Raw genomic sequence first — 15,759 nt, 5'->3', positions numbered from 1 at the left:
ACTTCAAGCTGCTACAACGAGAACGTCGCCTGACCGCGGGACCGCTCTTCAAGTTCCACGAGCCGCGGGACATCCTCGGCCGAAGTGGCGCGCGGGGAGTGGATCGACCCTGACGCAGCGAAGATCACCGTTAAGGAGTGGGGTGAGCGCTGGCTGACCTCGGCGAGTCCATCTCTCAAGGCCAAGACGTGCGCCTCGTACGGCTCCCTGCTTCGGACGCTCATAGTGCCGCGTTTCGGCAAAGTCGAGGTCGGACAGGTGCGTCCAATCATGATCAGTGAATGGGTGGCAAGCCTGCTCAGGCGAGGGCTTAGCGCTTCGCGGGTCCGGCAGGCCTACCGGCTCATGTCCCAGATCATGACGGCCGCCGTGAACAACGACATGATCAAGTTCTCTCCCTGTCGGGGGGTGCGGCTGCCTCGGATGCCTGAGACTGAGCCGCACATCCTCACCGGGGAAGAGGTGGAACGGTTGATCGCTGCCATGCGGGTGCCTCACGATCTGCTCGTGCAGCTGCTCGCGTATGGCGGTCTCCGGATCGGTGAGGCGTTCGCGCTGCGACGTCGGCATGTCGAGATCCAGGAAGGAGTCTTGATCGTCGCGGAGTCCTTGGCGGAGATCGGGGGCGGCATGTCTTCGACACCCCCAAGTCGCATCAGCGTAGGAAGATCGCGCTTCCGAGGTTCGTGATCGTGGCGCTTCAAGCTCACTTGGGCAAGCTGTCCGATGATCCCGACGCCCTGTTGTTCACGGGCAAGACCGGGAAGGCTCTCCACTACAACGCCTGGCGTCGCTGGCACTTCGATCCGGCGGTCGAAGCGGCCGGACTGGAGGACGTCACGCCGCATGATCTTCGTGCCACACATGCGACTCAGGTAGCCGATCGTCATGGCGTCATGGCTGCGGCTCGTCGGCTCGGTCACTCCAACGCGAGCGTGACAACCCGGCACTACGCGCGGGCCGTGGAAGGGCGAGACCGTGAGATCGCCGAAGGGCTCGACACCGAACGTGGCACGGAAAACGGTCCGGGGGATCATCTGGAACGTACGTGGCACGACGAGGACGACGAGGACCCTCCGGGGGTGCTGGCCAAGGTCTGACCAGGCAGAACGCGGAAGTACCGGAAGAACAGCACAACATCTGTAAAACCGTCGGCTCAGCCTGCGCAGGTTCAAGTCCTGCACCTGCCACCAGCCAAACTGGCAGCTCAGAGGCCCTTCGGGGCCTCTTTTGCGTTTCCGGGGTGTGCAGCCGGAAGCAGTCGCATGTCACCACTCCACCAATATGCGCGCAATGATCTTGAAGGCGTTTTCCCAGGTCGCACCGGGCTTTTCAGCGGCTCTGGAACGGGCATCGGCCTTTCGATGGCCTGCGAAGACGTGACAGGATGTGCCGCATGCTGACTCGAAGGAACCGTGCCGCGTAGGCCGCCCGGCACTCTGCGTCCAGGGTGCCCTCGATCACTCGACCCCACCCCGGCCAGGCGGATACCTGGAATCTCTCGCAAAACCCATGGCGCGATACGACGGCTGGAAGCCGAGCGTCTGTGGCTGAACGCCCTGGCCGACGCCTTGGACCGATACGCGGGGTTTCTCCGCACTCTGGCCGGTACCTCTATCTCCGTCCGGACGGGTTGCCGTGTTGCGACCCGGTAGAAGCCCGTGATCTCGTGGAAGAAGTCCTTCACGCCCTCCCCTCGTCCGCTCGATCTGAGCTCTGGCGAATCGTGGAGCCTCTGGACACGGAGTTCCGCGACCGGACCCTGCCTGATCCAGGGGCGGACGGCGGACGCTCGTCGATGTCAGGCGCATGGTGGCGACATCGTCTGGCCGAGTGGTGATCATGTGATGGCTCCACGGCGTGCAGAACAAGCGAAAGGGCCCCGGATGGCTTCCGGGGCCCTCTTCGTACGATGAACACCTCAGCCGACCAGCGCGTCACCGAACGGCGCCGAGATTGCTGGAGGCTTTTCGGTCACCGCATCAGGTCAGGATCCACTGCGGCGCCCGTCCAACAAGTCATCGATCAGTTCCAGGATCTCGCGGCCGAGATTGTCCGAGGAGTCGGCGTTCTGCCAGCGGTAATGGCGGTCGGCTCCATCCCCGCCGTTTTCGCAGTTACGGCCATCGACGACCAGGTATGTGCCGTCGGGCCGCCGCGAACTCGTGTCCACGCACCGAGCGCTCTTCTCGTCGGAGGACGGAGAGGAGTGGCTCATCCCCCGCAGGGAGGCCCCGAGCACGGCGGCGAAGACGACGAGCAGGACCACCAGCAGGACGATACGGACCCAGCGATTCATCGGTGGACCCGGCGGCGGTGGCGGATCCTCGGCGGGGTCGCGAAGTCTCCCGGGAATGAAGGGCTCGTCCTCAAGCTCACTCCGGGACACGGTCATCGATCCTCTTTCGGTGTACCTGACTCGGGACAGCGGGCCTTCCCGACAGCTCCAGCCTGGTGCCGATCACTTGTAAGCCGCTTGTGTTCGGCAGGAACGCCTCTCCAAGCCGGTCCGGCGGAGGTCAGAGGTCATTTCTTCGGTTCGATGGTCATGGTGTCGTCGGTGCCGGCCGCGGCGGTACGGTCGCGCCCGCCTGGTCGTAGATCCCGGATGCCCACCGGCGCGGCCGCGGCCCGACCTCCGCGGCGAGCCGCTCGACGACATCGGGTTCGAGCAGTTTCTTCATGACATACCTGCCGCCGCACAGGCCCACCTCCTTCCCGCCCCCTCGCGGTTCTTCCCGGAGCGGGTGCGTCCCGAGCCGCCGGCCGAGGTGACCTCCAACCCCGGGATCTCCCGGTTGCCGTTGGTGTTGACCGCGGTGGCCACCGGCACGTGCACGTTGATGATCCGCCCGCCCCCCGCGCCTGCCCGCCCGCGCTCGCCCGCGCTCGGGCGCGTCGGGGAGAGCCACCGGGCAGAGATCGGGTCAGGTTTGCTCGGTGGGGCGGATGAGGAGTTCGTTGACGGCGACGTGGCGTGGGCGGGTGACGATGTAGGCGATGGTGTCGGCGACGTCTTCGGGCTGGAGGGTCTGCATGGAGGCGTACCAGGCCTCGTTGTGTTCGCGGATTCCGTCGCGGATGTGCTGGGTGAGTTCGGTGGCGACGGCGCCGGGTTCGACGGCGCTGACGCGGACGTGCTGCCGGGTGAGTTCCTGGCGCAGTGCCTCGCTGAAGGCGGTGACGGCGAACTTGGTGGCGGCGTAGACGGCGGCGCCGCCGATGGCCTGGCGGCCGGCGACGGAGCTGATGTTGACGAGGTCGGCCACAGCGCGCGGGGAGTTCTGTGCGGCGGCGGTCAGGTGAGGCAGGGCGGCGTGGGTCAGGCGCAGCAGGGCGGAGACGTTCAGGTCGACGTTGCGCTGCCATTCCTCGGCCGGGGCCTGGAGTGCGGGGCCGACCAGCATGATGCCGGCGGCGTTGACGAGGGTGTCCAGCCGTCCGAGCCGGGTGACGACGTGGTCTGCGAGGGCGGCGGCCTGGTCGGTGGCGGTGATGTCGGCGGGGAAGGCGTGGGCGGTGCCGCCGTTCTCGCGGATCTGCGCGGCCAGGGCCCGCAGGCGGTCCGCGCGGCGGGCCGTGAGGGCCACGGTGGCTCCGTTCGCGGCCAGGGCGTGGGCGGTGGCTTCGCCGATGCCGCTGCTGGCTCCGGTGATCAGGGCGACGGTACCGGTCAGACGGGAAGTGCTCACGTGGTACTCCGTGCGGGTCGTCAGGGATGATTTGGACTGCTGTCGAACTGGATCTCGACCAGGGGACTGCTGTTCTCCCAGTCCTCCAGCCGGGTGGGCTGCGCGATGCGGGCGGGGTTGTGCGGCTGGTTGAGGTCATCGATGATGTCGCTCAGGATGCGGTGGCGTTCGGCGGGGTCGGTGATGGGGCGGGCGGTGGCCGGCAGGTCGGCGTGAATGCCGTGCTTGAGGTGGAGGGTGAAGGCGGGGTCGGCTCGCAGGTTGGCGTACCAGCCGCGTTTTCCGGGCAGGCCGCTGAGGTAGTTGGTCTCGCCCACGCGGTAGAACCAGATCTCGATCCTGTGGGGTCTGCCTGTGCGGCGGCCGGTCGTGGTGATGTCCGCAGTGCGTTCACATGCGGTGGAGGAGCGGGTGAGGGCCAGCGCCCTGCGGGCCGAGTCCTGCATGGTCGTCTCCTGACCGGTCCGGGAACGCGGCGGGTCCCGGGCCGTGGGGTGTCGTGGTGGTGGAAGAGCGTCTCGCCCGTTCGGGGTCAGAGCCGGACCATGAGGATCTTGGTCCGGTGTGGGTGTCCAGGGCCTCGATGCCGTCGAGGAAGGCGGGAGCCGGACGTCCGGACACGTCCAGCGTGAGGGGAGTGGTCACAGGTAGCCCTCAAAACGAACTGGTTCGTTTGTTTTTTCGACTGTAACCCTCGCCGGGCCCTCAGGCAAACGAACCAGTTCGTTTAGAATCTGTGGCATGGACAAGGGACAGGCCAGCATGCGGCGCCTTCTGGACACCGCCGCCGTCGAATTCGCCGCCCACGGCATCGCCGGCGCGCGCGTGGACCGCATATCGGCGGACGCGAAGGTCAGCAAGGCTGTGATGTACGCCAAGTACGGCAGCAAGGAAGATCTGTTCGACGCCGTCCTCGCCGACCAGGTGGCGGGCATCCTCGACGTCGCCCCGCTGACCGCCGAGGACCTGCCCGGCTACGCCGTCCGCCTCTACGACGCCTACCTGGCCCATCCGCAGCTCGTACGCCTGGCCACCTGGGCCCGCCTGGAGCGCACTCCGGCCGGCCACCTGTTCTCCGAGGCCGACGAGACCCCCAAGATCCAGGCCATCGCCCGGGCGCAGGCCACAGGGCGCATCGACCCCGCCCTTCCGGCCGCCGACGTGCACGCCATGGTCATCTCCATGGCCATGACCTGGTCACCGGGCAGCCTCACCTACACCGCGACAACGGCCGACCCCGACGGCGACCACGACCGTCGCCGCGCCAGCCTCGCCGCCGCCGTCCGCCACGCCTTCACTCCCGGCCGGGCTACCGGAGACGGCCCTCCGCCATGACACGCGCTGTTCGAAATAGACGCGCTCGGCCGGACCTGGCGGGCCCGGGGACCGGAAGGTGCCCGCCGTCACGTCCCATGTGCCGTCGAGCGGGGTGGGCGACCGGTTGTTGTAGCTGGCGACGTAGTACGAGCACGAAGCCGGAAGCGCGAGCAGGAGCGCCACGGGCACAGCGCGCGCCCACCACGAGCGGGGCCCGACCCGGTTCTGGCCGCCCCAGAACACCGCCACCAGCTAGGAGGCCTCAGGGCGGAACAATCCGGCGGCAGGGATCGACTCCCGTATTCGCGATGCGCATCCTTTTCTGTCAGCCGGGGATTCGGAAATGCGCCACTGCGTAATCACCTCGGTGACCTGAAACAATACGGGAGACTCCGCTGTGAGACCTTCGGGGATCAGGCCACTTTCGATCTGTGAGACCAGGGCGGGCCGGATCGGGTCACTCTTTCTCGGACAGCCGCTGCCGAGCCGTCTGCCACGGGTGTATCTCGCTGTCTTCGTCGGCGTCCTCCTCGTACCAGCCGGTTTCCGAAAGCCAGACCTCCAGCCAACCGGCCAGGCTCTCGGAGTCGAGATGCCAGGCACGGTGCCACTCGCCATCGACCCCGTTCGGTTCGAAGAGCAGCACGGTGCCCTCGGGGCTTCGGCAGTCCACGGCGGCGTACATGCCACAGCCCCAGTCCAGGATCGGCAGGACATCCGCCGGCCAGTGCGCTTCACCGCCGGACTGCGACATCGAGCGTTCCTCGTGGTAGACGCTCACCGCGGTGCGTCCTTCTCCCGCGAGAGGGAAGAGCTGGTAATCAGGGCCGAAGCCTCCGTTGGCCACCTCGCGGTAGAGCCGCGCGAGCACGGGAGGAATTCCGAAACCCAGGACGCCCTCGGCTCGCACCACCTCTTCCGCCGTCGCAGGGGGAGGCAACGGCTCGCCGGGCGCGCTCGCCTTCACGGACACCCGCCGGAGAAGATCATCGATATCTGGCATGGCGGTGATCCTGCCAGCCGCCTACGACAGATCTGCCGGGACCGTGAGGGACCGTGAGACCGCATTCCGGGGTGTGGTCAGGGTCGTTCGGCATGGACCACGCGTGCCCGCCGACCTGCGTTGAACCAACCGGAACCGTGCGGGTCCACCTGCCACACCTTCCATTGGCGGGTCATCAAGGGCGGTCACGCACCCGGTGACCTGGGGAGGTGCGGAATCCCTGACTCGCGCCGTGGGAAGACAACAGGTTCGGTCAGGAATCGGATAAGTCGGCGTGCTGGGTGAGTTCTCCCACGACCAGGCCGGGGAGGCTCTGAGCGTGACCGGCACCGGGTGTGGCGTCCGCTGAACGGGAACGGGACGGCGTGTCCGGCACGCCGCTCGTCTCCCCCCGGAAGGCCGAAGGTGAGTTCCCGGTCAGCATGATCGTCGTGACCGTCTCCAACGCCTCAGCCAGGCTTTCCGGAAAGGCCCGCCATGCAGAAGCAACGTGTCCCGGTGGTCGACCTGCCCGCCCTCAAGCGGCGGCTGGGCAAGGTGGGCGTGTGGCTCTCGTCTCTGGGCAGGGAATCCGCGGCCACGAGCCGCAGGGCCGCCGAGGCCATGGAGGATCTCGGTTACGGAGCCCTCTGGATCGCCGAGTCGCTCGGCAGCAAGGAATCCCTGGTCAACTCCGCGATTCTGCTCTCCGGCACCCAGAGGCTCGTGGTCGCCACCGGTATCGCCAACATCTACGCGCGGGACGCGGCCGCCGCGGTCGCCGGGGCGAACGCTCTGGCCGAGATGTCGTCGGGTCGCTTCGTCCTTGGCCTCGGCGTGAGCCACGCCCCCCTGGTCGCCGTCCGCGGGCATGAATACGGGCGACCCGCGGAGACCATGCGCGCGTACCTCGACGCCATGGACCAGGCGCCCTACGACGGGCCCCTGTCCGAGCCGCCGGCCCGGGTGCTCGCCGCGTTGCGGACGAAGATGCTGCAACTGGCCGCCGAGCGCACTCATGGCGCGCACACCTACTTCGTCACCCCGGAGCACACCGCCATGGCCAGGGAGGCTCTGGGTCCCGACCTGCTGCTCGTTCCCGAGCAGGCCGTGGTCCTGGAGACCGACGCCGACCGGGCTCGGGCGATCGCCCGGGACCACACGGAGTTCTATCTGAAGCTGCCGAACTATCTGAACCATCTGCGCGCCCTCGGCTGGACCGACGCTGATCTCGCCGATGGCGGCAGCGACGCTCTCGTCGACGCGATCGTCTGCTGGGGCGACCCCGAGGCGATCTCCGAACGGGTCCGCGCCCACCACGAGGCCGGAGCCGACCACGTGTGCGTCCAGCCCCTGGTCGGCAGTGTGGAGGAGTGCCTGCGCAGCCTCCAACTGCTTGCCCCGGTTCTCATCCGCTGACGAGTGAGCCGGCACCGGCGCGGTCCGCCCGTGGCCGGTGACGCCGCCCGGAGCGGCGTGATCGAGGCGGAGCGGCCGAGGCGTCCGGGTGGTCGACGAGGCACGGCGTCCGTCACGAACGGCATTTTTTTCATCACTTAGCGTGTCCTGTGCGACTTTCGCCGCTGTCAGGTGATGTGTCGCAACAGCGCGGCGGCCGCTGGCGACGGCATCCCGCGAGGATGCGCGACCATGATCTTCCAGTACGGCCCATCCTGGGTGAACCGGTGCATGAGCAGGTCCGGGAACCGGGCGGCGATCGACTCCGGCATGATGCAGGCACCCAGATCGTGGCCGACGATTTCGGCCGCTGCGAGGACGTCGTTCACCTCGAACGTGATGTTGCGCTCGACGAGGGCCGTGCGGAAGGCCCGGTCGACCGAATGACGGATCGCCCAGCCGTAGGGGAAGTCCACCAGGGGCAGGCGGGCCACCTCGGCGAGCGTCACCGGGCCGTCGCCGACGAGTTCGGACCCCGTCAAGGTCAACAGCACCATCTCCTCGCGTGACAGCAGCCTGGTCACCAGCCCCCGCTGCTGCTGGCGGTTCAGTGCCACCACGGCCAGGTCCACGGTGCCCTCGCGCAGCGACTGCCGGATATCGGCCACCGACGTCTGCAGGAGCCGGACCGTCACGTCCGGGTGCTCCTCCCTCAGGCCGGTCAGCGCTTTGTGGAGACCGGCCCAGACGCCCTGCATCGTGCCGACCGTGACCCGCCCCCTCACGAGACCGACCGTCGCGCGCGCCTGGTCCGCGGCCCGCAGCGTCGCGCGTGCGGCCGGCAGGAACGCCTCGCCGGCCGGTGTCAGGGCCACCCGGTGGGTGGTGCGGTCGAAGAGCGGGGTTCCCAGATCACGTTCGAGCGTGCGCACCGCGCTGGACACCGCGGACTGGACCACGTGCAGACGGCGCGCCGCCATTGTGAACCCGCCCTCTTCGGCGACCGCCACAACGGCTTCCATCTGCCGCAGATCCATGCCTCCTCCCGCGCGGTTTCATCTCGATCCGAGATAACAGTCTTCAGTAATTATCGTATTCACCGCGGAACGGCGGCCTTCCCTCTGGTGTTAAGGAAAGTTAAAGGAGCTGGAAAATGGCGTCGGCAAGGGAGGCCCCTGAAGGAGATGGGCGTGTTGTCCCGATGGTCGGTGAAAACTGGCTTCGTGTTCTTCGCCAGCGTGGTGGCGGCTTTGTTGTGCACGCTGTGCGCCGCGGTGTCCATGGTGGCCGCCCACTACCTGGCGAGCGAGTATCTCGCCGATGAGGTGACCGCCGCGGGCGATCGCGTCGCCTCGCAGTTGGAGACGAGGGGCCATGTCCAAGACCCTCTTCCGCAGGCCCGGATCCGCTACATCCAGGTGGTCAGCTCCCGGGGCAGGGTCGTCGCCGCCACCAAGGCCCTGCGGGGCAGGCCTCCCATGGCGGGCATCACCGCCGGGAACGCGAGGAGGAGCGCGACCTCCGTCGTGTGCGGCACGGTGTTCCCGCGTCGCGAGTGCCATATCGTGATCGCCCAGTTGGCCTACCTCGGCGGTCAGAGATGGACCGTCTACAGCGCCGCCCCGGTCGTTCCCGCCATGGTCGACCCGCGACTGGCCGGGGTGGTACTGGGCAGCGTCGTGCTGCTGCCCACCGCTGCCGTCACCTGTCTGAGCCGCCGGGTCGTCGCCCGGACCCTTCGGCCGGTGAGTGTCATCCGATCCGAACTGGACGAGATCAACGCCACCTGCCCGGGCCGTCGGGTACCGATTCCGCCGAGCCACGACGAGATCCACGACCTGGCGGAAAGCATCAACCACACCCTGGGCCGGCTGCAGACCGCCCTGGAACAACAGTGCCGGTTCGCCTCCGACGTCTCCCACGACCTGCGCAGCCCGATCACCGCCATGCGCGCCGAGGTGGAGGACGCGCTGATGGCGCCACAGCTGACGAGCGTGAACGTGGTGGGCTCCGCCGTACTCTGCGGCCTGGACCGGCTTCAGGCGATCGTGAGTGACCTTTTGACGATCACCCAGCTGGACGCCGCCGTGCCCGGCCTTCACGATCGGATCGACCTGGCCGAACTGGTCACCGCCGAAATGCGCAGCCGCCCGCACCGGACCAAGACGATCGAATGCCGGCTGCGGGGCGGCGTGCTGGTGACGGGCGACCGGCTGCGGCTGGCTCGGCTGCTGGTCAACCTCCTCGACAACGCCGAACGGCACGCCGACACCACGATCACCATCAGGGTGTTCCGCCTGCTCGACACGGAGGGCGACCGGCGCCCGGCCTCCGGCGTCGCGGTGCTGGAGGTCCTCGACGACGGAGCCGGGATCGCCCCCGACGAGCGCGAGCTGGTCTTCCAGCGGTTCGCCCGGCTGGACGCCTCCCGTAGCAAAGACCCCGGCGGCACCGGGCTCGGCCTGCCGATCGCCCGGCAGATCGCCGAGATGAGCGGCGGCACCCTCACCATCCAGGACAGCCCGCGCGGTGCCCGCTTCGTGCTCCGCCTCCCACTGGCACCATCGGCCACCGGCGGACACACGGGTGACATCACCGCTCTCACGACCTGACCGGCGCAGCGGTCACATCGTCGTCGACGAACAGGCGGGAGGGTGTGAGGGCCGCTGTCGCGAGGGTGCCCGTGGGGAGTCCGCGCGTACGGTCGAGCGCGTCGCAGGCGGGTCGGTGGCGGGTCAGGGGTGAAGGACGCCGTCGATGTCGCGGAGTACGGCGTCATGGGGAAGAACGGTCGTGATCGGAACTCCTCGGCGGTCGTTCGGCGGCTCGCTCCGGCCGGTCCCGTGCGTCTCACTCAGGCTGGTCCGGCGCGGCGAGGCGGGCGGCGCGGGTGGTGAGGTAGTTGTGCTCCGGAACGCTCGTCGTGCGGCTCGCCGCCGCGCGGTAGTCGTCGATGGCCGCCCGCCGGTCACCGGCCATCTCCAGGAGGTGGGCCCGGGCCGTGTAGAAGCGGTGGTGCCCCGCCAGGCGGCCGTCGGCGTCGAGCGCCTTGAGCATGTCGAGGCCGGTTGCGGGGCCGTGCGCCATGGCGGCGGCGACGGCACGGTTGAGCGAGACCATGGGGTTGTCGGACATGCGCTCCAGCAGGCCGTACAGCGCCAGGATCTGCGGCCAGTCGGTCTCCTCGGCCGTCGCCGCCTCGTCGTGGACCGCGGCTATCGCCGCCTGGAGCTGGTAGGGGCCGACCGCGCCCCTGGCCAGGGTGCCGGTGATGAGCGCGATCCCCTCGGCGACGGTCTCGCCGTTCCACAGGCTCCTGTCCTGCTCCGCCAGAGGGATCGGGATGCCGCCGGGGCCGGTGCGGGCGGGGCGCCGGGCGTCGGTGAGCAGCATCAGCGCGAGGAGCCCGGCCACCTCGCAGTCGTCGGGAAGCAGGCCGTGGGCCATCCTGGCCAGCCGGATCGCCTCGCGGGAAAGCTCCACGCGCTGCAGCTCGGGACCGGCGCTGCTGGCGTAGCCCTCGTTGAAGATGAGGTAGAGCACGTGCAGCACCGAGCCGAGCCGTCGCGCCCGTTCCGGGGGAGCCGGCATGCGGAACGGGACGCCGGACGCCTTGATGCGCTGCTTGGCCCGGCTGATCCGCTGCGCCATGGTCGACTCGGGCACCAGGAAGGCCTTGGCGATCTCGGCCGTGGTCAGGCCGCCCACGGAGCGCAGGGTGAGGGCGATCGCCGACGCCGGGGTGAGCGCGGGGTGACAGCACAGGAACAGCGTGGTGAGCGTGTCGTCCCGGTCCGTCTCGTACGCGTCGTCCGCCGGTGGAGCCGTCCGCCGGTCGGCGGGCGCCTGGGTGGCCACCAGTTCCTCCCGGCGGCGGCGCGCCTGCTCGTTGCGGAGCTGCTCGGTCATCCGGCGGTACGCGACCTGGATGAGCCAACCTCGCGGGTTGGTGGGGACGCCCTCCTTCGGCCACTGGGCCGCGGCGTCGATCAGTGCCTCCTGGACCGCGTCCTCGGCGGCGGCGAAGTCTCCGAAGCGCCGGGTGAGCACGCCGACGACCTGCGGCACCAGCTGGCGCAGCAGGTCGTCGATGGCCGGGTCATCCAGCGGTCACAGCTCCTCGGACGAGGCGGCCGACATCACCTGGCGCAGCTCGATCGGCATGTTCAGCGGCTTGCCGCCGGGGCCGGGCGCCGCCGAAACGTGCGCGGCGAGATCGACAGCCCGCTCGGTGCTGTCGCAGTCGATGATCCAGTAGCCGACCAGGAACTCCTTCGTCTCGGGGAACGGGCCGTCCGTGACGACGACGGCACCGCCCTCGCCGGCCCGTACGATCTTGGCCTGGTCCGGAGCCGCCAGACCCTGCGCGTCCACGAACTCGCCGGCGTCGACGAGCTTCTCGTTCGTGTCGTGCATGAACTGGATGTGGGCCTGGACGTCCTCGACGGGCCAGGTGTGGATCGGCGGCAACTCCTGCGTCTGCCCGCTGAACTGCATCAGCATCATGTACTTCATGTCTTCGCTCCTCACGTTCGAGCGTCCGCGTCGACGCTCTCACCCACAGGTAGAAGCAGGCGACCGCGTTCTCGACATTTTTGTGGACATCCGGCGAAAAAAGTTCCGGTCATTCGGGCGGGACACGAAGCGCCAGGATGGCCATGTCATCGGTCATGTGTCCCTGGCTGTGGTCGAGCGCGGCGTCACCGATCCGCCGCACGATGTCGCTCGCGTCGTGATCCCGGCACTCCGCCAGCAGGGCGATCAGGCGTTCGTCACCGAACAGGTCCTGCTGTTTCGGCGGATGCGCCTCGGTGACGCCGTCGCTGTACAGCACCAGCGTGTCACCGGGCCCCAGGTCGAAACGGATGTTCCCGAGCCTCGTGTCCTCCATGATGCCCAGCACGACGCCGTGCGTCCTCAGGGACTCCACGCTTCCGTCGGCCCGTCGCAGCAGGGCGGAGGGGTGTCCGGCCGTGGACAGCATTCCCGTGAAACCGTCCCCGTCCGGGCGGAAAATCGCGCACACCACCGTCAGGAACCGCCCGTCCTTGGCCCGCTGTGCCAGCAGGGCGCGGTTCAGCTGCTCCAGTGCCTTGCTGGGCGAGACGTGGCGAGGCGCGTCGGCCCGCAGCGTGTACCGGGCCAGGGCGGTGATCTGCGCGGCCTCCACGCCGTGCCCGCACACGTCGCCCAGGACCGCGCACCAGCGCGAGCCACTCGCCAGGAACAGGTCGTAGAAGTCACCGGTCACGCTCACCTCGCCCGCGGCCGGGATGTAGGTGGCGGCGGCCTGCAGGCCGGGAACCGTCGGCATCATCGGCGGCAGCAGGCTGTCCTGAAGAGTCCGGGCCAGCTTTTCCGACACCTTGCCCGCGGCCTGCAGCTCCATCACGTGCCGCTCGGAACGGGCCAGCGCGTCCCGGAGCCGGATCTCCCCCGACACGGCGCGCGCCAGGGTGGCCAGCGTCTGCGCGTCGGCGTCGGACCACGCGCGCGACACCGAGTCCACCACGCAGAGCCCGCCCAGGACCTCGCCGTCCGGGCCGTGGATGGGGTATCCGGCCCACGCGCCGATCCCCAGCCGCTCAACCGACGGCAGGTCGCGCACGCGGAGGTCGGTGGCGGCGTCGTCCACGAGCAACGGCTCGTTCGTCGCGACCAGGATGGAGCAGGGGCTGTCGAACACCGAGTTCTGCCGCTCGGACACGGACAGCTCGCCCATCCCGATCGCGCTCTTCCAGAACGACCGCCGATCGTCGACCAGGGTCACGAACGCCCGCCGCGTTCCGGTCACCCGCGCGGCCAAACGGGCGAGATCGTCGAACGACGGCTCGGGCTCGCTGTCGAGCAGGCCGGTGGCCCACACCGCCGACAGGCGTTTCGGGTCGAGCACCGCCGCCGGGATCTCAACGCCCATGTGCGCAACCGCCTTCTTCCGGGTACGTCATCCACGATCACGCCGCTCATACCCGAAGCCACCGGAATCAGCTCAAGGCAGGCGATTGCGCCTCAGAGCAGAACAAGCCACCACGGACCAAACACTAAGCCAGCGTTGCGGAGAGGGCGATGTCTCCTAGTTCTCCGGCTTCGAGGGATTGTGGATCCAGCGCGCGGTGAAGAGCTCGTCGCCCGGAGGATATCCCGGGAGAGGCGTGGGCCGGCCGGAGCGGAGGCCGTCCAGGGCGATGGCGATGATCCGCTTCCTGGCGTTGACGGCCGCTTCGGCGAGCTCGACGTGGCCCTGCCGGTTGAGCTGCTCGATCAGGGGGGACTTGCCGAGCTGTTCGATCAGGAGCGATATGTCGACGGACGTGACGTCCGGCCTCAGCACCCCCGCGGCGTGCGCGCGGGCCACGAGCGCCTCCGCGACCTCGTCGGACCGCCTGACCTTGGCCTCCATCTCCTCGGTGACGGCTATGGAACCGGCGATCGGCCCCAGCGTGCCCGCCCCCGAGTTGACGCTGGCGGTGATGTACCAGGCCAGCCCGTCCCACGGGTCGTCGTGTGCCAGGGCTGCTTCGGCGGCCTCGATCCACTGGTCGAGGGAGAGCTCGCACAGGCGCTGGAAGAGCTCGTCCTTGGTGCGGTATCTCCGATACAGGCTGCCGATTCCCACTCCGGCGCGGGCGGCGATCGCCGCGACCGAGGCGTGGGCGCCGTCCATGGCGAGCACCTCTCTCGCGGCGTCGAGCAGGGCGCGGTCGTTGCGGTCGGCCTCGGCCTGCCGTGGAGCCCTGCGGGCGTGCTCGGTCACGTCCCCCACTTTACCGGCGTTGCGGAATGAATCGCTCCGTTATATCGTCGCGTTAATCGGAGCAATTTAGTCCGTTTGAGTGTTGAAAATTGGGGGCCCTGCCATGCGCGCGGTGGTGATGGAAGAGTTCGGAGATCCGCGGGTCCTCCGGATCCGGCGGGTCGACGACCCTGTGCCGGGTTCCGGGCAGGTGCTCGTCGCGGTCGAGTTCGCGAGCATCACATTCGTCGAGACGCAGGTGCGCGCCGGTGGCGGACCGGCCTTTCCCCGCAGGCCCGCGCTGCCCCGCGTACCGGGCAACGGCGTGGGCGGCCGGATCGTCGCGACGGGGCCGGACGTCGATCCCGCGCTGGTGGGGACGGTCGTGGTGACGACCACCGGCGGCGAGGGCGGGTACGCCGAACTCGCCCTGGCGGGGGCGGGTGACATCGTGCCGGTCCCGGAGGGGCTCGGGCTCGGGGACGCGGTCGCGCTGCTGGCCGACGGCCGTACCGCTGTGGGCCTGCACGCGCGGGCGGAGGTGAAGCCCGGTGAGTGGGTGCTCGTGGAGGCCGCCGGTGGAGGGGTGGGCAGCCTGCTCGTGCAACTCGCTGCGGGAGCGGGGGCCCGCGTCATCGGCGCCGCCGGGGGGCCGGAGAAGGAAGGGCTGATCAAGTCCCTCGGCGCGAGCGCCTACGTCGACTACTCGCGGCCCGGCTGGGCGCGGCAGGTCGTCGAGGCGACGGGCGGTACGGGGGTGGACCTCGTTTTCGACGGGGTCGGGGGTGACATCGGCACCGAGGCGCTGACCGCCCTGAGGGAAGGCGGGCGGGTGAGCGTCCACGGGATGGCGAGTGGCTCCTGGTCCCGGATCGGCGGCGGCACCGGTGGCACAGGTGGTGCTGACCGCATCGGCGGTGCCGGCGGCGCCGACCGTACCGGCGGCACCGGTGGCGCCGACCGCATCGGCGGCGCAGGAGAAACCGGGGCGCGTTCGATCACCGTCGTCGCCGGGAAGGTGGCCCCCACCCCGGCGGAGCTACGCGCGCTGACCGTGGAGGCGCTCGCTCTCGCGGTGGCCGGACGGCTGCGGCCGACCATCGGCCAGACGTTCCCGCTCGCCGAGGCGGCCGCCGCGCACCGGGCGATCGAGAACCGCCAGACCGTCGGCAAGACCTTGCTCGTGCCGTGAGCGAGAGGTGGGGAGGTGACCTGAGAGCGGGGAGAGCGTGGCTACAGGCCCATCTCGTGGGTCAGCAGCAGTTGCGCCTGTTCGATGTCATCGGAGGTGTAACCGGGAATGCTCCGGTCAAGCTGCTGGAGAAGATCCATCAGGGCCTGTTTCTGTGCCATGTGCTGGACAGGAATCTGGTCGAGATCCACGCTCAGGAGCCAGTCGAACAGCACCACCGCGTCGGCGGTCCACAGGCTCAACGCGGTCATGTCCGAGGCTGCCATCCTCAGGCCGGGCGTTCCGCTCATGCGAGCAACTTACTCCTATGCATATATGCGAAATAACCCACTTTGTCATCCTGATGCAGCGATCTTATGGCGCAGCCGGTACTGCATTCGTAGATCTTGATTCGTTTGGCCCCGCCAGGGGACGTAGTTAGGCCATCGTCGGTGCGTGACGTGCG

The 15,759-nt window shown here is 68.9% G+C and carries 16 protein-coding genes; 6 read left to right on the top strand and 10 right to left on the bottom strand.

The window, feature by feature from the left end; genetic code table 11:
- The first annotated feature begins 84 nt into the window (after window positions 1-84).
- Window positions 85-690, top strand: coding sequence for a tyrosine-type recombinase/integrase (locus tag ACSDR0_RS46010; protein WP_435295302.1), 606 nt, complete (start codon window positions 85-87; stop codon window positions 688-690).
- Between the two features lie 2 nt (window positions 691-692).
- Window positions 693-1,100 carry a tyrosine-type recombinase/integrase gene (locus ACSDR0_RS46005; protein WP_435295301.1) on the top strand — a complete coding sequence of 136 codons (408 nt, stop codon included), beginning with the start codon at window positions 693-695 and terminating at the stop codon, window positions 1,098-1,100.
- Window positions 1,101-1,987: 887 nt separating this feature from the next.
- Here ACSDR0_RS46005 and ACSDR0_RS46000 read toward each other — a convergent pair.
- The 3 genes from ACSDR0_RS46000 to ACSDR0_RS45990 all read right to left on the bottom strand — a co-directional run bounded on the left by ACSDR0_RS46000 (window position 1,988) and on the right by ACSDR0_RS45990 (window position 4,138).
- Complete coding sequence (locus ACSDR0_RS46000) at window positions 1,988-2,395, bottom strand: hypothetical protein (protein ID WP_435295300.1); 408 nt, start codon at window positions 2,393-2,395, stop codon at window positions 1,988-1,990.
- A 532-nt stretch (window positions 2,396-2,927) separates the two neighbouring features.
- On the bottom strand, window positions 2,928-3,692 hold the full coding sequence (locus tag ACSDR0_RS45995; protein ID WP_435295299.1) for an SDR family oxidoreductase: 765 nt from the start codon (window positions 3,690-3,692) through the stop codon (window positions 2,928-2,930).
- Between the two features lie 20 nt (window positions 3,693-3,712).
- Entirely contained in the window at window positions 3,713-4,138 is a 426-nt protein-coding gene (locus tag ACSDR0_RS45990; RefSeq protein ID WP_435295298.1) for a nitroreductase/quinone reductase family protein, read from the bottom strand.
- Window positions 4,139-4,433: 295 nt separating this feature from the next.
- Between ACSDR0_RS45990 and ACSDR0_RS45985 the strand changes: the two genes are divergently transcribed.
- A complete protein-coding gene (locus ACSDR0_RS45985) occupies window positions 4,434-5,027 on the top strand; it encodes a TetR family transcriptional regulator (RefSeq protein ID WP_435295297.1) in 594 nt (197 codons plus the stop codon).
- A gap of 439 nt (window positions 5,028-5,466) precedes the next feature.
- Here the strand turns inward: ACSDR0_RS45985 and ACSDR0_RS45980 are convergent, their stop codons facing one another.
- The gene (locus ACSDR0_RS45980) at window positions 5,467-6,012 is read right to left on the bottom strand and encodes an SMI1/KNR4 family protein (protein WP_435295296.1); all 546 of its coding nucleotides are present in this window, start codon (window positions 6,010-6,012) and stop codon (window positions 5,467-5,469) included.
- Between the two features lie 477 nt (window positions 6,013-6,489).
- Here ACSDR0_RS45980 and ACSDR0_RS45975 point away from each other — a divergent pair, with 477 nt between their 5' ends.
- Entirely contained in the window at window positions 6,490-7,410 is a 921-nt protein-coding gene (locus ACSDR0_RS45975) for a TIGR03620 family F420-dependent LLM class oxidoreductase (protein WP_435295295.1), read from the top strand.
- Between the two features lie 167 nt (window positions 7,411-7,577).
- Here the strand turns inward: ACSDR0_RS45975 and ACSDR0_RS45970 are convergent, their stop codons facing one another.
- Entirely contained in the window at window positions 7,578-8,426 is an 849-nt protein-coding gene (locus tag ACSDR0_RS45970) for a LysR family transcriptional regulator (RefSeq protein WP_435295294.1), read from the bottom strand.
- Window positions 8,427-8,579: 153 nt separating this feature from the next.
- On the opposite strand from ACSDR0_RS45970, the gene ACSDR0_RS45965 reads away from it, so the two are divergent.
- Window positions 8,580-10,001 (top strand): sensor histidine kinase, encoded by a 1,422-nt coding sequence (locus ACSDR0_RS45965; RefSeq protein ID WP_435295293.1) that lies wholly within the window; start codon window positions 8,580-8,582, stop codon window positions 9,999-10,001.
- A gap of 238 nt (window positions 10,002-10,239) precedes the next feature.
- On the opposite strand, the gene ACSDR0_RS45960 is transcribed toward ACSDR0_RS45965, so the two are convergent.
- The 4 genes from ACSDR0_RS45960 to ACSDR0_RS45945 form a co-directional block, all read right to left on the bottom strand.
- Window positions 10,240-11,496, bottom strand: a complete 1,257-nt coding sequence (locus tag ACSDR0_RS45960) for an RNA polymerase sigma factor (RefSeq protein ID WP_435295303.1) — start codon at window positions 11,494-11,496, stop codon at window positions 10,240-10,242.
- A gap of 3 nt (window positions 11,497-11,499) precedes the next feature.
- The gene (locus ACSDR0_RS45955; RefSeq protein WP_435295292.1) at window positions 11,500-11,904 is read right to left on the bottom strand and encodes a YciI family protein; all 405 of its coding nucleotides are present in this window, start codon (window positions 11,902-11,904) and stop codon (window positions 11,500-11,502) included.
- Window positions 11,905-12,013: 109 nt separating this feature from the next.
- On the bottom strand, window positions 12,014-13,306 hold the full coding sequence (locus tag ACSDR0_RS45950; protein WP_435295291.1) for a PP2C family protein-serine/threonine phosphatase: 1,293 nt from the start codon (window positions 13,304-13,306) through the stop codon (window positions 12,014-12,016).
- A gap of 156 nt (window positions 13,307-13,462) precedes the next feature.
- The gene (locus tag ACSDR0_RS45945; RefSeq protein ID WP_435295290.1) at window positions 13,463-14,143 is read right to left on the bottom strand and encodes a TetR/AcrR family transcriptional regulator; all 681 of its coding nucleotides are present in this window, start codon (window positions 14,141-14,143) and stop codon (window positions 13,463-13,465) included.
- Window positions 14,144-14,261: 118 nt separating this feature from the next.
- Between ACSDR0_RS45945 and ACSDR0_RS45940 the strand changes: the two genes are divergently transcribed.
- Complete coding sequence (locus tag ACSDR0_RS45940; RefSeq protein WP_435295289.1) at window positions 14,262-15,314, top strand: zinc-binding dehydrogenase; 1,053 nt, start codon at window positions 14,262-14,264, stop codon at window positions 15,312-15,314.
- Between the two features lie 41 nt (window positions 15,315-15,355).
- On the opposite strand, the gene ACSDR0_RS45935 is transcribed toward ACSDR0_RS45940, so the two are convergent.
- The gene (locus ACSDR0_RS45935) at window positions 15,356-15,604 is read right to left on the bottom strand and encodes a hypothetical protein (protein WP_435295288.1); all 249 of its coding nucleotides are present in this window, start codon (window positions 15,602-15,604) and stop codon (window positions 15,356-15,358) included.
- Between the last annotated feature and the right edge of the window lie 155 nt (window positions 15,605-15,759).

Origin of the sequence: Streptosporangium sp. G11, assembly GCF_051192615.1 — a bacterium.
Taxonomy (GTDB): domain Bacteria; phylum Actinomycetota; class Actinomycetes; order Streptosporangiales; family Streptosporangiaceae; genus Streptosporangium.
This window is presented reverse-complemented; position numbering and strand designations above follow the sequence as displayed.

Bases quoted from the DNA above. Each gene is read 5' to 3' on its own strand.
- ACSDR0_RS45940 (WP_435295289.1), top strand. From the start codon at position 14,262: ATGGAAGAGTTCGGAGATCCGCGGGTCCTCCGGATCCGGCGGGTCGAC.
- ACSDR0_RS45985 (WP_435295297.1), top strand. From the start codon at position 4,434: ATGGACAAGGGACAGGCCAGCATGCGGCGCCTTCTGGACACCGCCGCC.
- ACSDR0_RS45955 (WP_435295292.1), bottom strand. From the start codon at position 11,904: ATGAAGTACATGATGCTGATGCAGTTCAGCGGGCAGACGCAGGAGTTG.
- ACSDR0_RS46000 (WP_435295300.1), bottom strand. From the start codon at position 2,395: ATGACCGTGTCCCGGAGTGAGCTTGAGGACGAGCCCTTCATTCCCGGG.
- ACSDR0_RS45970 (WP_435295294.1), bottom strand. From the start codon at position 8,426: ATGGATCTGCGGCAGATGGAAGCCGTTGTGGCGGTCGCCGAAGAGGGC.
- ACSDR0_RS45950 (WP_435295291.1), bottom strand. From the start codon at position 13,306: ATGGGCGTTGAGATCCCGGCGGCGGTGCTCGACCCGAAACGCCTGTCG.
- ACSDR0_RS45935 (WP_435295288.1), bottom strand. From the start codon at position 15,604: ATGAGCGGAACGCCCGGCCTGAGGATGGCAGCCTCGGACATGACCGCG.
- ACSDR0_RS45980 (WP_435295296.1), bottom strand. From the start codon at position 6,012: ATGCCAGATATCGATGATCTTCTCCGGCGGGTGTCCGTGAAGGCGAGC.
- ACSDR0_RS45975 (WP_435295295.1), top strand. From the start codon at position 6,490: ATGCAGAAGCAACGTGTCCCGGTGGTCGACCTGCCCGCCCTCAAGCGG.
- ACSDR0_RS45990 (WP_435295298.1), bottom strand. From the start codon at position 4,138: ATGCAGGACTCGGCCCGCAGGGCGCTGGCCCTCACCCGCTCCTCCACC.